This is a genomic window from Pseudomonas sp. ASL7 (genome assembly GCF_056680375.1).
Map to the genome: position 1 here is coordinate 3,774,158 of NZ_CM155279.1, position 15,150 is coordinate 3,789,307.

General features: G+C 58.9%; 15 protein-coding genes and 1 pseudogene. 9 read left to right on the forward strand and 7 right to left on the reverse strand.

Annotated features, from left to right (window positions below):
* Nucleotides 1-107: 107 nt before the first annotated feature.
* Complete coding sequence (locus tag AC1MDT_RS17380) at nucleotides 108-314, forward strand: hypothetical protein (RefSeq protein WP_480422817.1); 207 nt, start codon at nucleotides 108-110, stop codon at nucleotides 312-314.
* Between the two features lie 184 nt (nucleotides 315-498).
* Here the strand turns inward: AC1MDT_RS17380 and AC1MDT_RS17385 are convergent, their stop codons facing one another.
* Nucleotides 499-1,083 carry a YajG family lipoprotein gene (locus tag AC1MDT_RS17385; RefSeq protein ID WP_480418258.1) on the reverse strand — a complete coding sequence of 195 codons (585 nt, stop codon included), beginning with the start codon at nucleotides 1,081-1,083 and terminating at the stop codon, nucleotides 499-501.
* A 225-nt stretch (nucleotides 1,084-1,308) separates the two neighbouring features.
* On the opposite strand from AC1MDT_RS17385, the gene AC1MDT_RS17390 reads away from it, so the two are divergent.
* Together AC1MDT_RS17390 and mqo are read left to right on the forward strand one after the other, a co-directional pair.
* Nucleotides 1,309-1,542 carry a hypothetical protein gene (locus AC1MDT_RS17390; RefSeq protein WP_480418259.1) on the forward strand — a complete coding sequence of 78 codons (234 nt, stop codon included), beginning with the start codon at nucleotides 1,309-1,311 and terminating at the stop codon, nucleotides 1,540-1,542.
* Between the two features lie 736 nt (nucleotides 1,543-2,278).
* Complete coding sequence (gene mqo / locus AC1MDT_RS17395) at nucleotides 2,279-3,787, forward strand: malate dehydrogenase (quinone) (RefSeq protein ID WP_480418260.1); 1,509 nt, start codon at nucleotides 2,279-2,281, stop codon at nucleotides 3,785-3,787.
* Nucleotides 3,788-3,923: 136 nt separating this feature from the next.
* On the opposite strand, the gene AC1MDT_RS17400 is transcribed toward mqo, so the two are convergent.
* Nucleotides 3,924-4,211 (reverse strand): PA4642 family protein, encoded by a 288-nt coding sequence (locus tag AC1MDT_RS17400; RefSeq protein WP_480418261.1) that lies wholly within the window; start codon nucleotides 4,209-4,211, stop codon nucleotides 3,924-3,926.
* A gap of 63 nt (nucleotides 4,212-4,274) precedes the next feature.
* On the reverse strand, nucleotides 4,275-4,760 hold the full coding sequence (locus tag AC1MDT_RS17405; RefSeq protein ID WP_480418262.1) for a hypothetical protein: 486 nt from the start codon (nucleotides 4,758-4,760) through the stop codon (nucleotides 4,275-4,277).
* Between the two features lie 151 nt (nucleotides 4,761-4,911).
* Between AC1MDT_RS17405 and dauA the strand changes: the two are divergent.
* Nucleotides 4,912-6,632: pseudogene (dauA, locus tag AC1MDT_RS17410) on the forward strand (C4-dicarboxylic acid transporter DauA).
* Nucleotides 6,633-6,639: 7 nt separating this feature from the next.
* On the opposite strand, the gene AC1MDT_RS17415 reads toward dauA, so the two are convergent.
* Together AC1MDT_RS17415 and AC1MDT_RS17420 are read right to left on the reverse strand one after the other, a co-directional pair.
* Complete coding sequence (locus AC1MDT_RS17415; protein ID WP_480418263.1) at nucleotides 6,640-7,113, reverse strand: WbuC family cupin fold metalloprotein; 474 nt, start codon at nucleotides 7,111-7,113, stop codon at nucleotides 6,640-6,642.
* A 4-nt stretch (nucleotides 7,114-7,117) separates the two neighbouring features.
* Nucleotides 7,118-7,675 carry a hypoxanthine-guanine phosphoribosyltransferase gene (locus AC1MDT_RS17420; protein WP_480418264.1) on the reverse strand — a complete coding sequence of 186 codons (558 nt, stop codon included), beginning with the start codon at nucleotides 7,673-7,675 and terminating at the stop codon, nucleotides 7,118-7,120.
* Nucleotides 7,676-7,848: 173 nt separating this feature from the next.
* Here AC1MDT_RS17420 and upp point away from each other — a divergent pair, with 173 nt between their 5' ends.
* Both upp and AC1MDT_RS17430 read left to right on the forward strand, forming a co-directional pair.
* Entirely contained in the window at nucleotides 7,849-8,487 is a 639-nt protein-coding gene (upp, locus tag AC1MDT_RS17425; protein ID WP_480418265.1) for a uracil phosphoribosyltransferase, read from the forward strand.
* Nucleotides 8,488-8,489: 2 nt separating this feature from the next.
* On the forward strand, nucleotides 8,490-9,764 hold the full coding sequence (locus tag AC1MDT_RS17430) for a uracil-xanthine permease family protein (RefSeq protein ID WP_480418266.1): 1,275 nt from the start codon (nucleotides 8,490-8,492) through the stop codon (nucleotides 9,762-9,764).
* Nucleotides 9,765-9,876: 112 nt separating this feature from the next.
* Here the strand turns inward: AC1MDT_RS17430 and hemH are convergent, their stop codons facing one another.
* Together hemH and AC1MDT_RS17440 are read right to left on the reverse strand one after the other, a co-directional pair.
* Nucleotides 9,877-10,899 carry a ferrochelatase gene (hemH, locus tag AC1MDT_RS17435; protein WP_480418267.1) on the reverse strand — a complete coding sequence of 341 codons (1,023 nt, stop codon included), beginning with the start codon at nucleotides 10,897-10,899 and terminating at the stop codon, nucleotides 9,877-9,879.
* 13 nt (nucleotides 10,900-10,912) lie between these two features.
* Nucleotides 10,913-11,815, reverse strand: coding sequence for a TIGR01777 family oxidoreductase (locus AC1MDT_RS17440; RefSeq protein WP_480418268.1), 903 nt, complete (start codon nucleotides 11,813-11,815; stop codon nucleotides 10,913-10,915).
* Nucleotides 11,816-12,011: 196 nt separating this feature from the next.
* On the opposite strand from AC1MDT_RS17440, the gene AC1MDT_RS17445 reads away from it, so the two are divergent.
* The 3 genes from AC1MDT_RS17445 to AC1MDT_RS17455 all read left to right on the forward strand — a co-directional run bounded on the left by AC1MDT_RS17445 (nucleotide 12,012) and on the right by AC1MDT_RS17455 (nucleotide 15,145).
* On the forward strand, nucleotides 12,012-12,998 hold the full coding sequence (locus AC1MDT_RS17445; protein WP_480418269.1) for an NAD(P)/FAD-dependent oxidoreductase: 987 nt from the start codon (nucleotides 12,012-12,014) through the stop codon (nucleotides 12,996-12,998).
* Nucleotides 12,999-13,244: 246 nt separating this feature from the next.
* On the forward strand, nucleotides 13,245-14,204 hold the full coding sequence (locus AC1MDT_RS17450; RefSeq protein WP_480418270.1) for a YbgA family protein: 960 nt from the start codon (nucleotides 13,245-13,247) through the stop codon (nucleotides 14,202-14,204).
* Entirely contained in the window at nucleotides 14,204-15,145 is a 942-nt protein-coding gene (locus AC1MDT_RS17455) for a MerR family transcriptional regulator (protein ID WP_480418271.1), read from the forward strand. The genes AC1MDT_RS17450 and AC1MDT_RS17455 overlap by 1 nt, the downstream gene beginning before the upstream one ends.
* The last annotated feature ends 5 nt before the right edge of the window (nucleotides 15,146-15,150 follow it).

A 15,150-nucleotide genomic window follows, 5' to 3' on the forward strand; every position in this document is an offset into this window, starting at 1 on the left:
GCTTTACGACAAATAACGAACCATTTGGCAGATTGCTGCCCTGCGTCACGGCTTCGTCATCTGAATACGTCAGTCTGACGCCCCTCGAAATCGACAAGGAGCCCGTCATGCTGCACGCCGAAAATCAGGATCGCCTCTACCTCATCGCCCAAAGCGACGAACAACAAAACCTCGTCGGAAGCCTTGCCTTCAACGTTCAGGATCGGCACTGGCTGGTCTATTGCGCGCTGAGTGGGCATCCACATGCGGATTTACCGGAGACGGATTTGCTGACAGGCGTGAGCGTACTGGATTTCTATTCGCAAGCCGCCTGAGCAACGCAGCCCCCCCTGTGTAGGAGCGAGCTTGCTCGCGATGGTGTGTCAGTCGACATCAATGTAGCTGACACACCATCGCGAGCAAGCTCGCTCCTACAGGGGATCGGGTGATTCGAAAAATCGGCAGGCATAAAAAAGCCCGGGGCCATTGCTGGCACCGGGCTTTTTTGAATCCAGCGATTTATTCGCCGAGCATCTGACCCACAGTCGGGTCCTTGAACAGACGCGTCAATGCATCGCTCAACACATCGCTGACCAGCTTGGTGTTGGTTTCCTGATTCGGCGCCATACCAAAACGCTGATCCAGGGACGAACCATAACGACCGCTGTAACGATGATTGGCATTCTGCACATCGGAGCGGAACGTCGCGCCAATGGTCGCCTCAGTCACATACATGCCTTCTTTAGGCGACTGATACTTCAGCTCGGCCAGGGTCACGGTCAACTGCGGTACATTCATGCCATTGGGGACCGGGGTAAAACCCAGCAAACGCACGGCCGCTTCGGCCTGAGCCTGCAACTTCGGCAGAATCTGCGCGCCCTGCACCGTAATCGCACTGGTCTCCGGATACAGACCACCACGCGTTCCCAGGGTTGGCGACGGACGACCATCCACTACGCGCACCACGACTTGCTGACCATGGCCCACTGGCGCGAGCTGAGTGGTCAGCTTCGGTTCCGGACTCAGTTGTTGCGGGCTGTTGGCGCAGCCGACCAGGGTCAAGCTGGTCACAGTGATCAAACCGAACAACAGGCGTTGCAACATGCGCTTCTCTCCAGAATCAGGCAAAAACAGGCTGGCAGTATAACGGTGGGCCATCGTTGCGAACCAGTGTTCGGTCTCGCAAATAGGTTTCTAGCAGTGATTACTGAAATATCTGACAAACCCTTCAGACCGCGGATCCTGTCACACCTCTGTCACCGAACTCACACAAACACGTCACGGCTCACGGGCAACCTATAGAACAGTTCCCCTACACGGTACTTTGCCATGCGCCACCTCATCTCACTGTTCGCGCCACGCCCGCTGCATCGCAGCTTTGCCCTGCTCGACCGCAATGGTCTGTGCCAGGCATTCAAGCAGTGCAGCCTCCAGCCAATGGGCGATGGCTGGGTCGAAATCGAAGAAATCAGCCTCAACTGGCTGCACCATCCCCTGCCCCCAAGTGCCCGTGTCAGCCAGCGCCAGCCGCGTGCGCGGGTGCAACCTCTGTTGACCACCTGACCAGACGTCTAATAAAAGTCATTAAACACGTCCATTTCCCTGCGTTTCTTAGATACAATCTCCCCCCGATTATAAGGACGTCTCCTGATCGGGCCTCGCAGCATCGTCAATGCCTTGGTATTGACACCCCGCACCGCCCACAGAGAGCCGCCCACACAGATCGAGTGAAGCTGGCGCGCTTGCTGTTCCTTGAGCAAAACCCCCACTTTTCGCGAATCTGCAGAGCTGTCATTACGCTCGGTCACTGAGCTGTTTGCCCGTTTTGCCTGTCATGCATTCCATGACGGCAATCCATCCGGGCCCGGTGCCAGGCTGGACAGCCCTTTTTTGAGGTTCACGTCTTCAAAAGAGCGTGAAAAAAACGGGTTTTCACAACTTCACAAGAGTGTGGCGAGCAAATGAATAGTTTTGCGTCTGAACATGCACCATTAGCGTCTGAAACAGCCCAACGACACAGGACCGAGTATTCATCGAACACCGGAGCCTGAAGCCTGTCCGCTACGGATTTGGTTGCACAAACGGATGTCTCGACCATAAGTCGAATTGCCAGACGCGTGTTGAAATGAGTTCATAGGGCTCATTAACCCGGCCGGTAGCATCCGTCGAAGTTGCGAAAAATTGCGAAGATTCGGACATGGCGATACTGCCATGGGTACCTGGGGCCTCACTGACACGCCCCGTCACTCCTGGCAGCCATGCCGACAATTTGGTGCTGCAGATTTTGGAGACGCGTTAAATGGCGCATAACGAAGCAGTCGACGTAGTACTGGTTGGGGCCGGCATCATGAGTGCCACCCTCGCTGTACTGCTCAAAGAGCTCGACCCCGCGATCAAGCTGGAAGTCGTCGAGTTGATGGATTCCGGTGCCGCGGAAAGCTCGAACCCGTGGAACAACGCCGGTACCGGTCACGCCGGGCTGTGTGAGCTCAACTACACACCGCAGGCCGCCGACGGCACCGTCGACATCAAGAAAGCCGTGCACATCAACACCCAATTTGAGGTGTCGAAGCAGTTCTGGTCGTACCTGACCAAAAAAGGCACCTTCGGCTCGTGCAAGACGTTCATCAGTCCGGTGCCGCACCTGAGCTTCGTGCAGAGCGACAGTGGCGTGTCCTTTCTCAAGGAACGCTTCAAGACGCTGAGCAAGCACCACGCCTTCTCGGACATGGAATACACCGAAGACAAGGCCACCATGGCCGAGTGGATGCCGCTGATGATGCCAGGCCGTCCAGCCGACGAAGTCGTCGCGGCGACCCGCGTGATGAACGGCACCGACGTCAACTTTGGCGCCCTGACCAATCAACTGCTCAAGCACCTGACCAGCGCACCTGATGCCCAGGTCAAGTACTGCAAGCGTGTGACTGGCCTGAAGCGTAACAACGGCGGCTGGACCGTCAGCATCAAGGACGTCAACAGCGGCAACACCCGTGAAGTCGACGCCAAGTTCGTTTTCCTCGGCGCTGGCGGCGCGGCTTTGCCGCTGTTGCAGGCGTCGGGCATCGAAGAAAGCAAAGGCTTCGGCGGTTTCCCGATCAGCGGCCAATGGCTGCGTTGCGATAACCCGGAAGTGGTCAAGCACCACCAGGCCAAGGTCTACAGCCAGGCGGCCGTGGGCTCGCCACCGATGTCGGTGCCGCACCTGGACACCCGTGTGGTCGATGGCAAGAAGTCCCTGCTGTTCGGACCTTATGCCGGTTTCACCACCAAGTTCCTCAAGCACGGCTCTTTCATGGACCTGCCGATGTCGGTTCGCGCCGGCAACATCGGCCCGATGCTGGCCGTGGCGAAAAACAACATGGACCTGACCAAGTACCTGGTCAGCGAAGTGATGCAGTCGATGGAGCAACGCCTGGATTCGCTGCGCCGCTTCTACCCAGAAGCGAAAGCCGAAGACTGGCGCCTGGAAGTGGCTGGCCAACGGGTGCAGATCATCAAGAAAGACCCGAAAAAAGGCGGTGTTCTGCAGTTCGGTACCGAACTGGTCGCGGCCAAGGACGGCTCCCTCGCCGCCCTGCTGGGTGCTTCGCCAGGCGCTTCGGTCACCGTTTCGATCATGCTGGAACTGATCGAAAAATGCTTCCCGAGCAAGGCATCCGGCGAGTGGGCTGCCAAACTGGCGGAAATCTTCCCGGCTCGGGAAAAGGTTCTGGAAACCGACGCGGCGCTGTATCGCAAGATCAATGCGCACAACAACATCGCATTGGAGCTGGTTGAAGCCAGCAACGAGACCGAAAGCTACGCTTGATTCGGTCGCAAAAAAAACGCCCCGTTCTCATTGAGTGCGGGGCGTTTTTTTTGTGCCTTCTGCAGGAGCCAGGCTTGCCGGTGAAAGCGATCTCACGGATGCCTTCGCCAGCAAGCCTGGCTCCTACAGGCAAGGATTAACCGCGAGCCTTGGCGATCAGCTCAATGTACTCGGCCGCGTTACGCTGATCCTTGATCACCGCGACGAAATCATTGCCGTGCTCATCCTTGCCGTTCAGGTCAAAACCGGCTTCCACGAAGAACGTCAGAAAACGCTCGAAATCATCGATACGCAGACCGCGATAGGCCTTGATCAATTTGTGCAGCGACGGTGAAGTGGCATCGACCGGTTCAAAATCGAGGAACAGTTTGATCTGCTCATCGCCGATCTCGTCACCAATCACTTGCTTCTTATCTTTACGCATTGCCGACTCCAGCTCGCAGACATTTCACGGGGCGGGCAGTTTACCCCTCCCTTGCCGCCGGGCTCAACGCGAACGAACGCTGCCTGTGTGCAGATCGGCCCAGACATGCCCGTTGGCGTAGCTGAGGAACTGGCAATACACCGTGTCGTTGCGCAGCAGGTCGATGACCACCCGGTATTGGGCCAGCGGGTAATAAAGCGTCAGGGTTTTGCTCTTGTCGTCGTAGATCGGCTTTTTCAGGCTTTTGCTTTCGCCATCGAAGTTGACCAGTACCTGGCTGATGGTTGCACCCTTGTTCAAGGATTTTCCCTTGAGACGGATAAGCACCGGAGACGTAACCGGAATCGGCTGTTGGGTGGACTGGCGCTGACTGCCCACCACCACCGAATAGTCAGTGACCTGCAACAGTTGTTGTTGCTCGGGTTCGGCGTCACGCAGGGTCAGGTCGTCCGGAGGCAGGAACTGTGCGTGCATAGGCGCTGGAGCGGCGGCCAAGGGTAGGCTGAGCGCCAGCAACAGGGCGGCGCAGCTGCGGATCAAAAGGCTCATGACAGGCTCCCAGGGCGAAGCCGAGCACTCTAGCATGAGGATCAACCGCGCGAATTAGCGATATGGGTCAATACTTCGCAGTGCGCGGCTGGCCATACTGGAAGAGCTTTCAGCCATCGTTCAACGGCGCGCCGTCTATCGTGGAGTGCTCATGTCGTTCTCCGTTCCCCCGTTGTTCGCCGCCTGGCGTCAGACCTGGCGTGCCGGCTACACCCTCAGACGCTTACGCGGCGACATTAGTGCCGGGGTGACGGTAGGGATTATCGCCATCCCGCTGGCCATGGCCCTGGCGATTGCCGTAGGTGTACCGCCCCAGCAAGGGTTGTATACGGTACTGATCGCCGCGCCCCTGATCGCCCTGACAGGTGGTTCGCGTTTCAATGTCAGTGGGCCGACCGCCGCGTTCGTGGTCATTCTGCTGCCCATCACCCAACAATATGGCCTGGGCGGCCTGCTGCTCTGCACCATGCTTGCCGGCGTCATCCTCATTGCCCTGGGGCTCATTCGAGCCGGGCGGTTGATTCAGTACATTCCGTATCCGGTCACCCTGGGCTTTACCGCCGGGATCGGCATTGTCATTGCCACCCTGCAATTGAAGGACTTGTTGGGCCTGAGCACCGCCGGCCAGGCAGAACACTACATCGAACAGCTGGGTGTACTGATTCTGGCGTTGCCCAGCGCTCGGCTGGGGGACGGGATTATCGGCATCGTATGCCTGGCTATTCTGATTGTCTGGCCACGGTGGGTGCCGAGGATTCCGGGGCATCTGGTGGCGCTGACCATCGGCGCGCTCCTGGGGTTGGCGCTGGAGCACGGTGGGCTAGCGGTGGCGACATTGGGTGAGCGTTTCAGCTATATGGTCGAGGGCGTCAGCCATCCCGGCATTCCGCCGTTCCTGCCAAGCTTCGATTGGCCATGGAATCTACCCGGTCCCGGCGGCCAGCCGCTGCACCTGTCTTACGACTTGATCCGTCAATTAATGGCGCCGGCGTTCGCCATTGCCATGCTCGGCGCCATTGAATCCTTGTTGTGTGCGGTGGTGGCGGATGGCATGACCGGCAGTAAACACGACCCCAACGCAGAACTGCTGGGCCAGGGCCTGGGCAACCTGATCGCACCGTTGTTCGGCGGTATTACCGCTACGGCGGCAATTGCTCGTAGTGCCACCAACGTGCGCAGCGGAGCATTTTCGCCTTTGGCGGCCATTATTCACAGCGCGGTGGTGCTGATGGCGATACTCGTCCTCGCACCGCTTTTCAGCTACCTGCCGATGGCTGCATTGGCCGCATTGCTAATCATGGTGGCATGGAACATGAGCGAAGCCCGGCACGTGCTGCATACCTTGCGCATCGCGCCCCGCAGCGATGTGCTGGTTTTGCGACCTGCCTGAGCCTGACGGTGTTGTTCGACATGGTGATGGCCGTCGCCGTCGGCCTGCTGCTGGCCGCCGGGTTATTTATCAAGCGCATGAGTGATCTTACGGACACCGCCGAACTGCCGCGCGCCTACCATCAAGCCTTGCAGGACATGCCGGCGCATGTTCGTTGCTATGCGATACGCGGGCCGCTGTTTTTCGGCGCGGCCGAAAAAGCCTTGGGGGTGCTACGCAAGTTCAGCCCAGAGGTCAAAGTGGTGATCGTCGAGATGAGCGCCGTGCCCATGCTGGACATGACGGCGCTGGCGGCCTTCGACAATATCCTGAGGGATTACCGCAAGGACGGCATTGGCCTGATTCTGGTGGCGACCGCCCCACGGGTGCGCCTGAAGCTCAGACGCGCGGGCATCCATCGGGAGCAGCGTCAGTTGGCCTACGTGAACAACCTGGAACAGGCTCGTCGCAAAAGCGAACGTTGGCTGGCCGGGGAAAATTGAGCGCGCTTCAGGTGAACTGCGCGCGCATCCACCTCTGATATTCAGCCACACCCGGCTCGCCTTCGCGCGGCGCCCAGTGAGCAAGCTCACCTTCACCGACTGGGCGATAAGGGCCGGCCTTGCACTCGAACATCAGGCTGTCCGCTTCCAGTACCACCAGGCTATGGAACACACCGGCTGGCAGGTCCACGCCGAGACAGGCGCCACCGGCCTGCAGGATGTGTTTGCTCAGTACCCCGCCAGACTCATCGAAGATCAACACACCCAGCCGCCCTTTGAGGACCAACAAGGTTTCAGCCTTGTTTTCCCCCATGTGCCGGTGAGGCGGGACATAGGTGTTGGGCTGCAAGCCAACCACCATGCGATGGCAGGCGTCGTCCATCTGATGAAAGTTGTGATGCTGACGCCCGCGAGGATTGGCTGCCGCTTTCTCGGCCAATTCATCGAACAGGGTTTGATCAAGAAAGCTCGGCGCGGCCATGTTCTTACATGCCTTTAACGGCAAAAATTCCGTTGGCGTTACGCCAGTAGCCTTTGTAGTCCATGCCGTAACCGAAGATATAACGGTCGATGCACGGCAGGCCGACGAAATCGGCTTTCAGGTCCGGGCGAGCCTTGCGGTCGTGGTCCTTGTCGATCAGCACGGCGGTGTGCACTTTGCGCGCGCCGGCGTGTTTGCAGAAGTCGATGATCGCGCCCAGGGTGTGACCTTCGTCGAGGATGTCGTCGATGATCAGCACGTCACGGTCGATGAACGAAACTTCAGGCTTGGCTTTCCAGAACAGATCGCCGCCGCTGGTTTCGTTGCGATAACGGGTGGCGTGCAGGTAGGACGCTTCCAGCGGGAAGTGCAGATGGGTGAGCAGCTTGCCGGCAAAAATCAGGCCGCCGTTCATCACACAGAACACCACCGGATTGCTGTCAGCGAGTTGTTCGTTGATGTGTGCACCGACGCGGGCGATGGCCGCCTCGACTTCAGCTTCGCTGTACAGGCGGTCAGCTTCTCGCATGATTTGACGGATATGCTCGAGATCAGCGGACATGGCGCTCTCCAGGGGGGTGAGGGGCGGGACGGTTTCGGAAAAGCGGGCAAAGGTACGCATCTCGCACCGCCAGATCAAGCGTTTGTGGACTAACGTACTTGATGTCTATAGGACAACACCCTCGGATAGATTAACCTAGGCCGGTTTTTTTGCCCGCCGCCGGAGCCTTCCCCATGCCCATCCTCGAGATCCGCCATCCGCTGATCCGTCATAAACTTGGCCTGATGCGCCGCGCAGACATCAGTACCAAGAATTTCCGTGAACTCGCTCAGGAAGTCGGCGCCCTGCTGACCTATGAAGCCACCAAAGACCTGCCGCTGGAAACCTACGATATCCAAGGCTGGTGCGGCACCGTGTCGGTCGAGAAAATCGCCGGCAAGAAAATCACCGTGGTACCGATCCTGCGCGCCGGTATCGGCATGCTGGAAGGCGTGCTGAGCCTGATCCCCGGCGCCAAGGTCAGCGCCGTCGGCGTGGCCCGTAACGAACAAACGCTGCAGGCCCACACGTATCTGGAAAAACTGGTCCCGGAAATCAACGAACGCCTGGCGATGATCATAGACCCGATGCTCGCCACCGGCAGTTCCATGGTCGCCACCATTGACCTGCTGAAAAAGGCCGGTTGCCGCGACATCCGCGCGATGGTGCTGGTGGCCGCGCCGGAAGGCATCGCCGCTGTAGAAAAGGCGCACCCGGACGTGACCATCTACACCGCCTCCATTGACGAAAAACTGAACGAACACGGTTACATCATCCCAGGCTTGGGCGATGCCGGTGACAAGATCTTCGGCACCAAGCAGAAGGACGCGTGACCATGCAGCAAGAGTTCAACGATCCGCTCTGGCGCACGGTGCTGTCTGGCGCGCAGATGCTGTTCGTGGCCTTCGGCGCCCTGGTGTTGATGCCGCTGATTACCGGCCTCGACCCGAACGTAGCGCTGTTCACCGCCGGTCTGGGGACGATTCTGTTCCAGATCGTCACCGGGCGCCAGGTGCCGGTGTTCCTGGCGTCGAGCTTCGCCTTCATCACCCCGATCATTCTCGCCAAGGGCCAGTTCGGCCTCGCGGCGACCATGGGCGGTGTGATGGCGGCCGGTTTCGTCTACACCTTCCTCGGCCTGGCGGTGAAGATCAAAGGCACCGGTTTCATCGACCGTTTGCTGCCACCGGTGGTGATTGGCCCGGTGATCATCTCCATCGGCCTGGCCATGGCACCCATCGCCGCGAACATGGCGATGGGCAAGGCGGGCGACGGCACTGAGCTGATCCATTACCAAACGGCGATGCTGATCTCGATGCCCGCACTGCTGACGACGCTGATCGTCGCCGTGTTCGGCAAAGGCATTTTCCGCCTGGTGCCGATCATTTCCGGGGTGCTGGTCGGTTTTGCCATGGCGTTCTACTTCGGCGTGGTCGATACCGCGAAAATCGCGGCTGCACCATGGTTCGCGATTCCGCACTTCACCGCACCGGAGTTCAACTGGCAGGCGATTCTGTTCATCGTTCCGGTGGCGCTGGCTCCGGCCATCGAGCACATCGGCGGCGTGATTGCCGTAGGTAGCGTGACCGGCCGCGATTACCTGAAAAAGCCGGGCTTGCACCGTACCCTGCTCGGCGATGGCATTGCCACCACGGCCGCCGGTTTGTTTGGCGGTCCGCCTAACACCACCTACGCCGAAGTCACGGGCGCGGTGATGCTGACCAAAAACTACAACCCGAAAATCATGACCTGGGCGGCGATTTTTGCCATCAGCCTGGCGTTTATCGGCAAGTTCGGCGCGCTGCTGCAAAGCATTCCGGTGCCGGTAATGGGCGGAATTCTGTGCCTGTTGTTCGGTTCGATCGCGGCCGTAGGCATGAACACGCTGATTCGCCACAAGATCGACCTGGCCGAGGCGCGCAATCTGGTGATTGTGTCGGTGACGCTGGTGTTCGGGATTGGCGGCATGCTGGTCGGCACCGGCACGGGTCCGGACGACTTTGGCCTCAAAGGTATCGCGCTGTGCGCGGTGGTGGCGATTGCGCTGAACCTGTTGCTGCCGGGCAATGACAGCTGGAAGCACAAGAAGGCGAATGAGCCGTTGTTGTAATGGCTTGAGATCTTTGTTGCCAGTTAGATAGCTATCGCGAGCAAGCTCGCTCCCACATTGGATTAGTGTCGTTCACAAATCACCTGTGGGAGCGAGCTTGCTCGCGATGCTTTTAAAGCGCCAGAGGCGCGCGCTCACACAACGTGTTCAACGCCTTAGCCCACTGCAGGTCATCGTTGAGGCAAGGCACCAGCACCAACTCCTCCCCTCCCGCCTCGCGGAACTGCTCCAGCCCGCGATCACCGATTTCTTCCAGCGTCTCGATGCAATCGGCGACGAACGCCGGGCACATCACCAGAATCTTTTTCACGCCGCTATTGGCCAGTTCTTCAAGACGCGCTTCAGTGTAGGGTTCGATCCATTTCGCCCGGCCCAGACGCGATTGAAACGACACTGACCATTTGCCGTCCGGCAAGCCCATGCGCTTGGCAAATTGCGCCGCGGTGCGCAAACACTGGCCGCGATAACAGGTCGCAACCACTTCCGGCGGCGCATCGGCGCAGCAATCGCCGCCGCCTTCGAAACTGTGACCCGGATTGAGCTTCTTCAGATGCCGCTCCGGCAAGCCATGAAAGCTCAGTAACAGGTGATCGAAACCCTGCTCCAGATAAGGTCTGGCGCTGGCCACCAATGCATCGAGGTATTCCGGCTGATCGTAAAACGGTTGAAGAATCGATAACTGCACATCGAGTTTCTTCTCCCGCACTACTCGCTTGGCCTCCTCGATTACCGTGGTCACCGTGCTGTCGGCAAACTGCGGATAGAGCGGCGCGAGGGTGATTCGCTTGTGGCCCTGCGCGATCAGCTGCAACAGTTTCGATTCAATGGACGGCTCACCATAACGCATCGCCAACTCAACAGGACCACGGACCCAGTGCGTGGTCATGGCCTGTTGCAGGCGACGGCTGAGCACCACTAACGGCGAGCCCTCTTCCCACCAGATTGACGCGTAGGCATGGGCTGACTGTTCCGGACGCTTGATCAGGATGAGCGAGACCAGTAAACGTCGCACCGGCCAAGGCAGGTCGATCACATACGGGTCCATCAAAAATTGATTGAGGTAACTGCGCACATCCGCCACCGAGGTGGAAGCAGGTGAGCCCAGGTTGACCAGAAGCAACGCGTGATCGGTCATGCAACGTCCTATTTCAGAGGCGGCTGGACAGGTCGTCCAGAGCCGCGCGCAAATCAGTGAACTGGAAAGTGAAACCCGCTGCCAGCAAACGAACCGGTGTGGCTCGCTGCCCTCCCAGCAACAGCAACGACAACTCGCCCAGGCCCACCTTCAACGCGAAGGCCGGCATGGGCATAAACGCCGGGCGGTGCAGCACACTGCCCAACGTCTTGGCGAACTCGCGATTGCGAACCGGTTTCGGCGCGCAGGCATTATAAGGACCGCGCGCATTAATCTGATGCAGGAGAAAATCAATCAGGGCGATTTGATCGTTGATATGGATCCACGGCATCCACTGCCGACCATTGCCGATAGGCCCGCCCAGCCCCAGTTTGAACGGCAGCAACAACCGCGACAAAAAGCCGCCCTCGGCGGACAACACCAACCCGGTGCGAATCAGGATGACGCGCATCCCCAAGGTTTCGGCACGCTGGGCAGTTTCCTCCCAGGCAATGCACAACTGACTGGCGAAATCTTCGTTGACCGGAGGCGAGTCCTCGGTCAGCTCTCGCTCCCCCCCGTCACCGTACCAACCGACTGCAGAACCGGAAATCAACACCGACGGTTTCTGCTCGCGGCTTTCGAGCCAGGCCAGCAGGGTTTCAGTCAGGGTGATCCGGCTGCTCCACAACGAAGCTTTGCGCCTGTGAGTCCAGGGTCGATCAGCAATGGGGGCGCCCGCCAGATTGATAATTGCATCGACCGGATCCTGACCGATGTCTTCGAGCCGGGCAACGCCACGCACCGGGGCGCCACAGATTTTCGCGACTTTTGCAGGCTTGCGACTCCAGACCGTCAGGTTATGCCCCTGACTCAACCAGAGCCGGCAGAGCTGACGTCCTATCAAACCAGTACCGCCGGTCAGCAATATGTGCATGACTTCTTCCTCGCGTGGCGTTTTACCCTGATCACTAGTCTATTTTTATAAGCAGGGATCTTTGGTATCGGGCAGGCTCTGTGATTAACAATAGGCCAACCTGTCAGAACGAGAACGCTAAAAGTTATACCAAAAAACAATATTGTACAGGTTTCAACCACGGCGTAGTCTGTACAGAAAGGTAAACGAGGCCCCTATGACTGTACCTATCGCGATCATCGGCACCGGCATCGCCGGGCTCTCAGCCGCCCAGGCCCTTACGGAAGCCGGGCATGTCGTTCAACTTTTCGATAAAAGCCGCGGCAGTGGCGGACGCATGTCAAGCAAACGCAGCGATGCGGGGGCGCTGGACATGGGCGCACAATATTTCACCGCACGCGATCGTCGTTTTGTCACTGAAGTCCAGCGCTGGCAAGCCAACGGCTGGGTCGCCGAGTGGACGCCACTGCTCTACACCTTCCACGGTGGCCAGCTCAACCTGTCCCCGGACGAGCAAACGCGCTGGGTCGGCACGCCGCGCATGAGCGCAATCACCCGTGGCCTGCTCGGCGACCTGGAAGTGCATTTCGCCTGCCGTATCACCGAGGTCTATCGTGGTGAAGAACACTGGCATCTGCAGGACGCCGAGGGCTTCACACATGGTCCGTTCAGTCATGTGGTCATCGCCACGCCGGCGCCTCAAGCGACCGCACTGCTGGCCTCTGCGCCGAAACTTGCCGGTGCCGCTGCCGGGGTAAAAATGGACCCGACCTGGGCGGTTGCACTGGCGTTCGAGGCACCACTGGATACCCCTATGGAAGGCTGCTTCGTGCAGGACAGCCCGCTGGACTGGCTGGCTCGCAACCGCAGCAAACCAGGGCGCGACAATACGATGGATACCTGGGTGTTGCACGCGACTAGCGCCTGGAGCCGACAACATATCGATCTATCCAAGGAAGCCGTGATCGAACAGTTGCATGGCGCATTCGCCGAACTGCTCCACAGCGCCATGCCCGCTCCATCCTTCAGCGTCGCCCATCGCTGGCTCTACGCCCGCCCAGCCAGCAGCCATGAATGGGGGGTGTTGGCAGATGCTGATCTGGGTCTGTATGTGTGTGGTGACTGGTGCTTGTCCGGCCGTGTCGAAGGCGCCTGGCTCAGCGGACAGGAAGCTGCCCGTCGCCTGCAAGCGCATCTGCAATAAACCGCATCTGGCGACATGGCTGGAAATAGATCGTGTGGGAGCGAGCCTGCTCGCGAAGCAGCCAGCGCGGTCCGGCAGTCCCACTGCGTAATCGTTCTGCCGCCCGGAGCCGGCTCGCTCCCACAGGGTGCTGTTACCCTCTGAAAAACCTATACAAACAATTTGACTTGTACACCTTTGAATCTATGATGAACTCATGTTGTACAGAAATGAAATTCTGTACAGGTTTGGATTCGAGGTGCTCCGATGCCCCACGCCAGCGTAAAACCGAAAATTGCCATCAGCGCCTGCCTGATGGGTGCCGAGGTACGTTTCAACGGCGGGCATAAGGAATCGCAGTTGTGCAGCCGCACGCTCGCGGAGTATTTCGATTTCGTTCCGGTGTGCCCGGAAGTCGCGATCGGTCTGGGTATCCCTCGACAACCGATCCGATTGGTCGGCGACGCTGAACATCCCGAAGCTGTCGGCACTGCTCAGCCCGAACTGAATGTCACCCGGCCGCTAGCCGACTATGGTCAGAAAATGGCCGCCGAGCTGGGTGACATCTGCGGCTACATCTTCATGCAGAAATCTCCGTCGTGCGGCCTGGACCGGGTCAAGGTCTATCAGGCCAACGGTGCGCCGGTCGATGGCGGTGGCCGTGGCATCTACGCCCAGGCTTTCTGCGCGCAGCACCCGAATTTGCCGGTGGAAGAAGACGGCCGTCTCAACGATCCGGTGCTGCGGGAAAACTTCCTTACCCGCGTGTTCGCCTACAGCGCCTGGCAGCAATTACTGCAAGAAGGCCCGACCCGCCGCGGACTCGTCGAATTTCATTCGCGCTACAAATACCAGCTGATGGCCCACCACCCGGTGCAATACAAAACCCTGGGCATTCTGTTGGGCAACATGGGCCAGACTGACCCGAAAGAACTCGGCCCACACTATTTCAGCGAGCTGATGGCAGCCTTGAAAAAATGCGCCACGCGCCGCACCCACACCAACGTACTGCAACACCTCAGCGGTTACCTGAAACGGGTCATCAGCACTGAAGACAAACAGGAAGTGCAGCACGTCATCGGCCAGTACCGCCACGGCATCGTGCCGCTGGTGGTGCCGTTAACGTTGCTCAAACACTACTTCCGTCAACACCCGGATCCGTACATTGCGCAACAGGTTTACCTGCAACCGCACCCGGAAAACCTCAGCCTGCGAAACGCAATTTAATGAAAACCCCACTCGACACCAGCGCCAGTGAAGACCTGGGCGCCGACTTCAAAAAAGCGCTCGACGAAGGTTTGCTGCCGATTCGCGAAGTCGCCCGGCAGACCGGCGTCAACGCCGTTACCTTGCGCGCCTGGGAACGGCGCTACGGGCTGATCGTGCCGCAGCGCACGCCCAAGGGGCATCGACTGTTCAGTGCCGAACACGTGCAACGCATCCTGACGATCCTCACCTGGCTCAACCGTGGCGTGGCCGTCAGCCAGGTCAAACAGCTGCTCGACACTCCGTACGCCTTTACCGAATCCATCGGAAACGATTGGCAGGTTTTGCACCAGACGCTGCTGCAAGCGGTGACCCATCTGAACGAACGCACCCTCGATGACACCATCAATCAGGCGATCGCGTTGTATCCGCCGAGGACCTTGTGCGAACAATTGCTGATGCCGCTGCTGGCGGAACTGGAACAACGTTGGCAGGGACAGTTCGGTGCGCAGATGGAGCGCGTATTTTTTTACTCCTGGTTACGCAGCAAATTCGGCGCACGCATCTACCATAACAACCGTCAGTTACGCACCGCGCCGCTATTGTTGATCAATCACTCGGACCTGCCACTGGAGCCTCACCTATGGCTCACCGCGTGGCTGATCAGCAGCGCAGATTGCCCGGTGGAAGTGTTCGACTGGCCGTTGCCGACAGGCGAACTCGCGCTCGCGATCGATCACCTGCAAGCCCGAGGCGTACTGCTATATTCCAGCAAAGCCATGAACCTGTCGCAGTTGCCGAAACTTTTGAATGGTGTCTGCTGCCCAATAATGATTGTCGGTCCAACGGTACGCATCCACCACGCCGAGTTGACCGTAAAAACTTCAGAAATCGCTGATTTGTTTCTGGCCGAAGATTCCTTATCGGCGCATCAGGACCTGGTTCAGCGGGGGCTTATTTAAATGAA

Coding starts and splice junctions, on each gene's coding strand:
- AC1MDT_RS17430 (WP_480418266.1), top strand. CDS start 8,490: ATGCAGCAAGAGTTCAACGATCCGCTCTGGCGCACGGTGCTGTCTGGC.
- mqo (WP_480418260.1), top strand. CDS start 2,279: ATGGCGCATAACGAAGCAGTCGACGTAGTACTGGTTGGGGCCGGCATC.
- hemH (WP_480418267.1), bottom strand. CDS start 10,899: ATGACCGATCACGCGTTGCTTCTGGTCAACCTGGGCTCACCTGCTTCC.
- AC1MDT_RS17420 (WP_480418264.1), bottom strand. CDS start 7,675: ATGTCCGCTGATCTCGAGCATATCCGTCAAATCATGCGAGAAGCTGAC.
- AC1MDT_RS17390 (WP_480418259.1), top strand. CDS start 1,309: ATGCGCCACCTCATCTCACTGTTCGCGCCACGCCCGCTGCATCGCAGC.
- upp (WP_480418265.1), top strand. CDS start 7,849: ATGCCCATCCTCGAGATCCGCCATCCGCTGATCCGTCATAAACTTGGC.
- AC1MDT_RS17415 (WP_480418263.1), bottom strand. CDS start 7,113: ATGGCCGCGCCGAGCTTTCTTGATCAAACCCTGTTCGATGAATTGGCC.
- AC1MDT_RS17380 (WP_480422817.1), top strand. CDS start 108: ATGCTGCACGCCGAAAATCAGGATCGCCTCTACCTCATCGCCCAAAGC.
- AC1MDT_RS17440 (WP_480418268.1), bottom strand. CDS start 11,815: ATGCACATATTGCTGACCGGCGGTACTGGTTTGATAGGACGTCAGCTC.
- AC1MDT_RS17455 (WP_480418271.1), top strand. CDS start 14,204: ATGAAAACCCCACTCGACACCAGCGCCAGTGAAGACCTGGGCGCCGAC.
- AC1MDT_RS17445 (WP_480418269.1), top strand. CDS start 12,012: ATGACTGTACCTATCGCGATCATCGGCACCGGCATCGCCGGGCTCTCA.
- AC1MDT_RS17400 (WP_480418261.1), bottom strand. CDS start 4,211: ATGCGTAAAGATAAGAAGCAAGTGATTGGTGACGAGATCGGCGATGAG.
- AC1MDT_RS17405 (WP_480418262.1), bottom strand. CDS start 4,760: ATGAGCCTTTTGATCCGCAGCTGCGCCGCCCTGTTGCTGGCGCTCAGC.
- AC1MDT_RS17450 (WP_480418270.1), top strand. CDS start 13,245: ATGCCCCACGCCAGCGTAAAACCGAAAATTGCCATCAGCGCCTGCCTG.
- AC1MDT_RS17385 (WP_480418258.1), bottom strand. CDS start 1,083: ATGTTGCAACGCCTGTTGTTCGGTTTGATCACTGTGACCAGCTTGACC.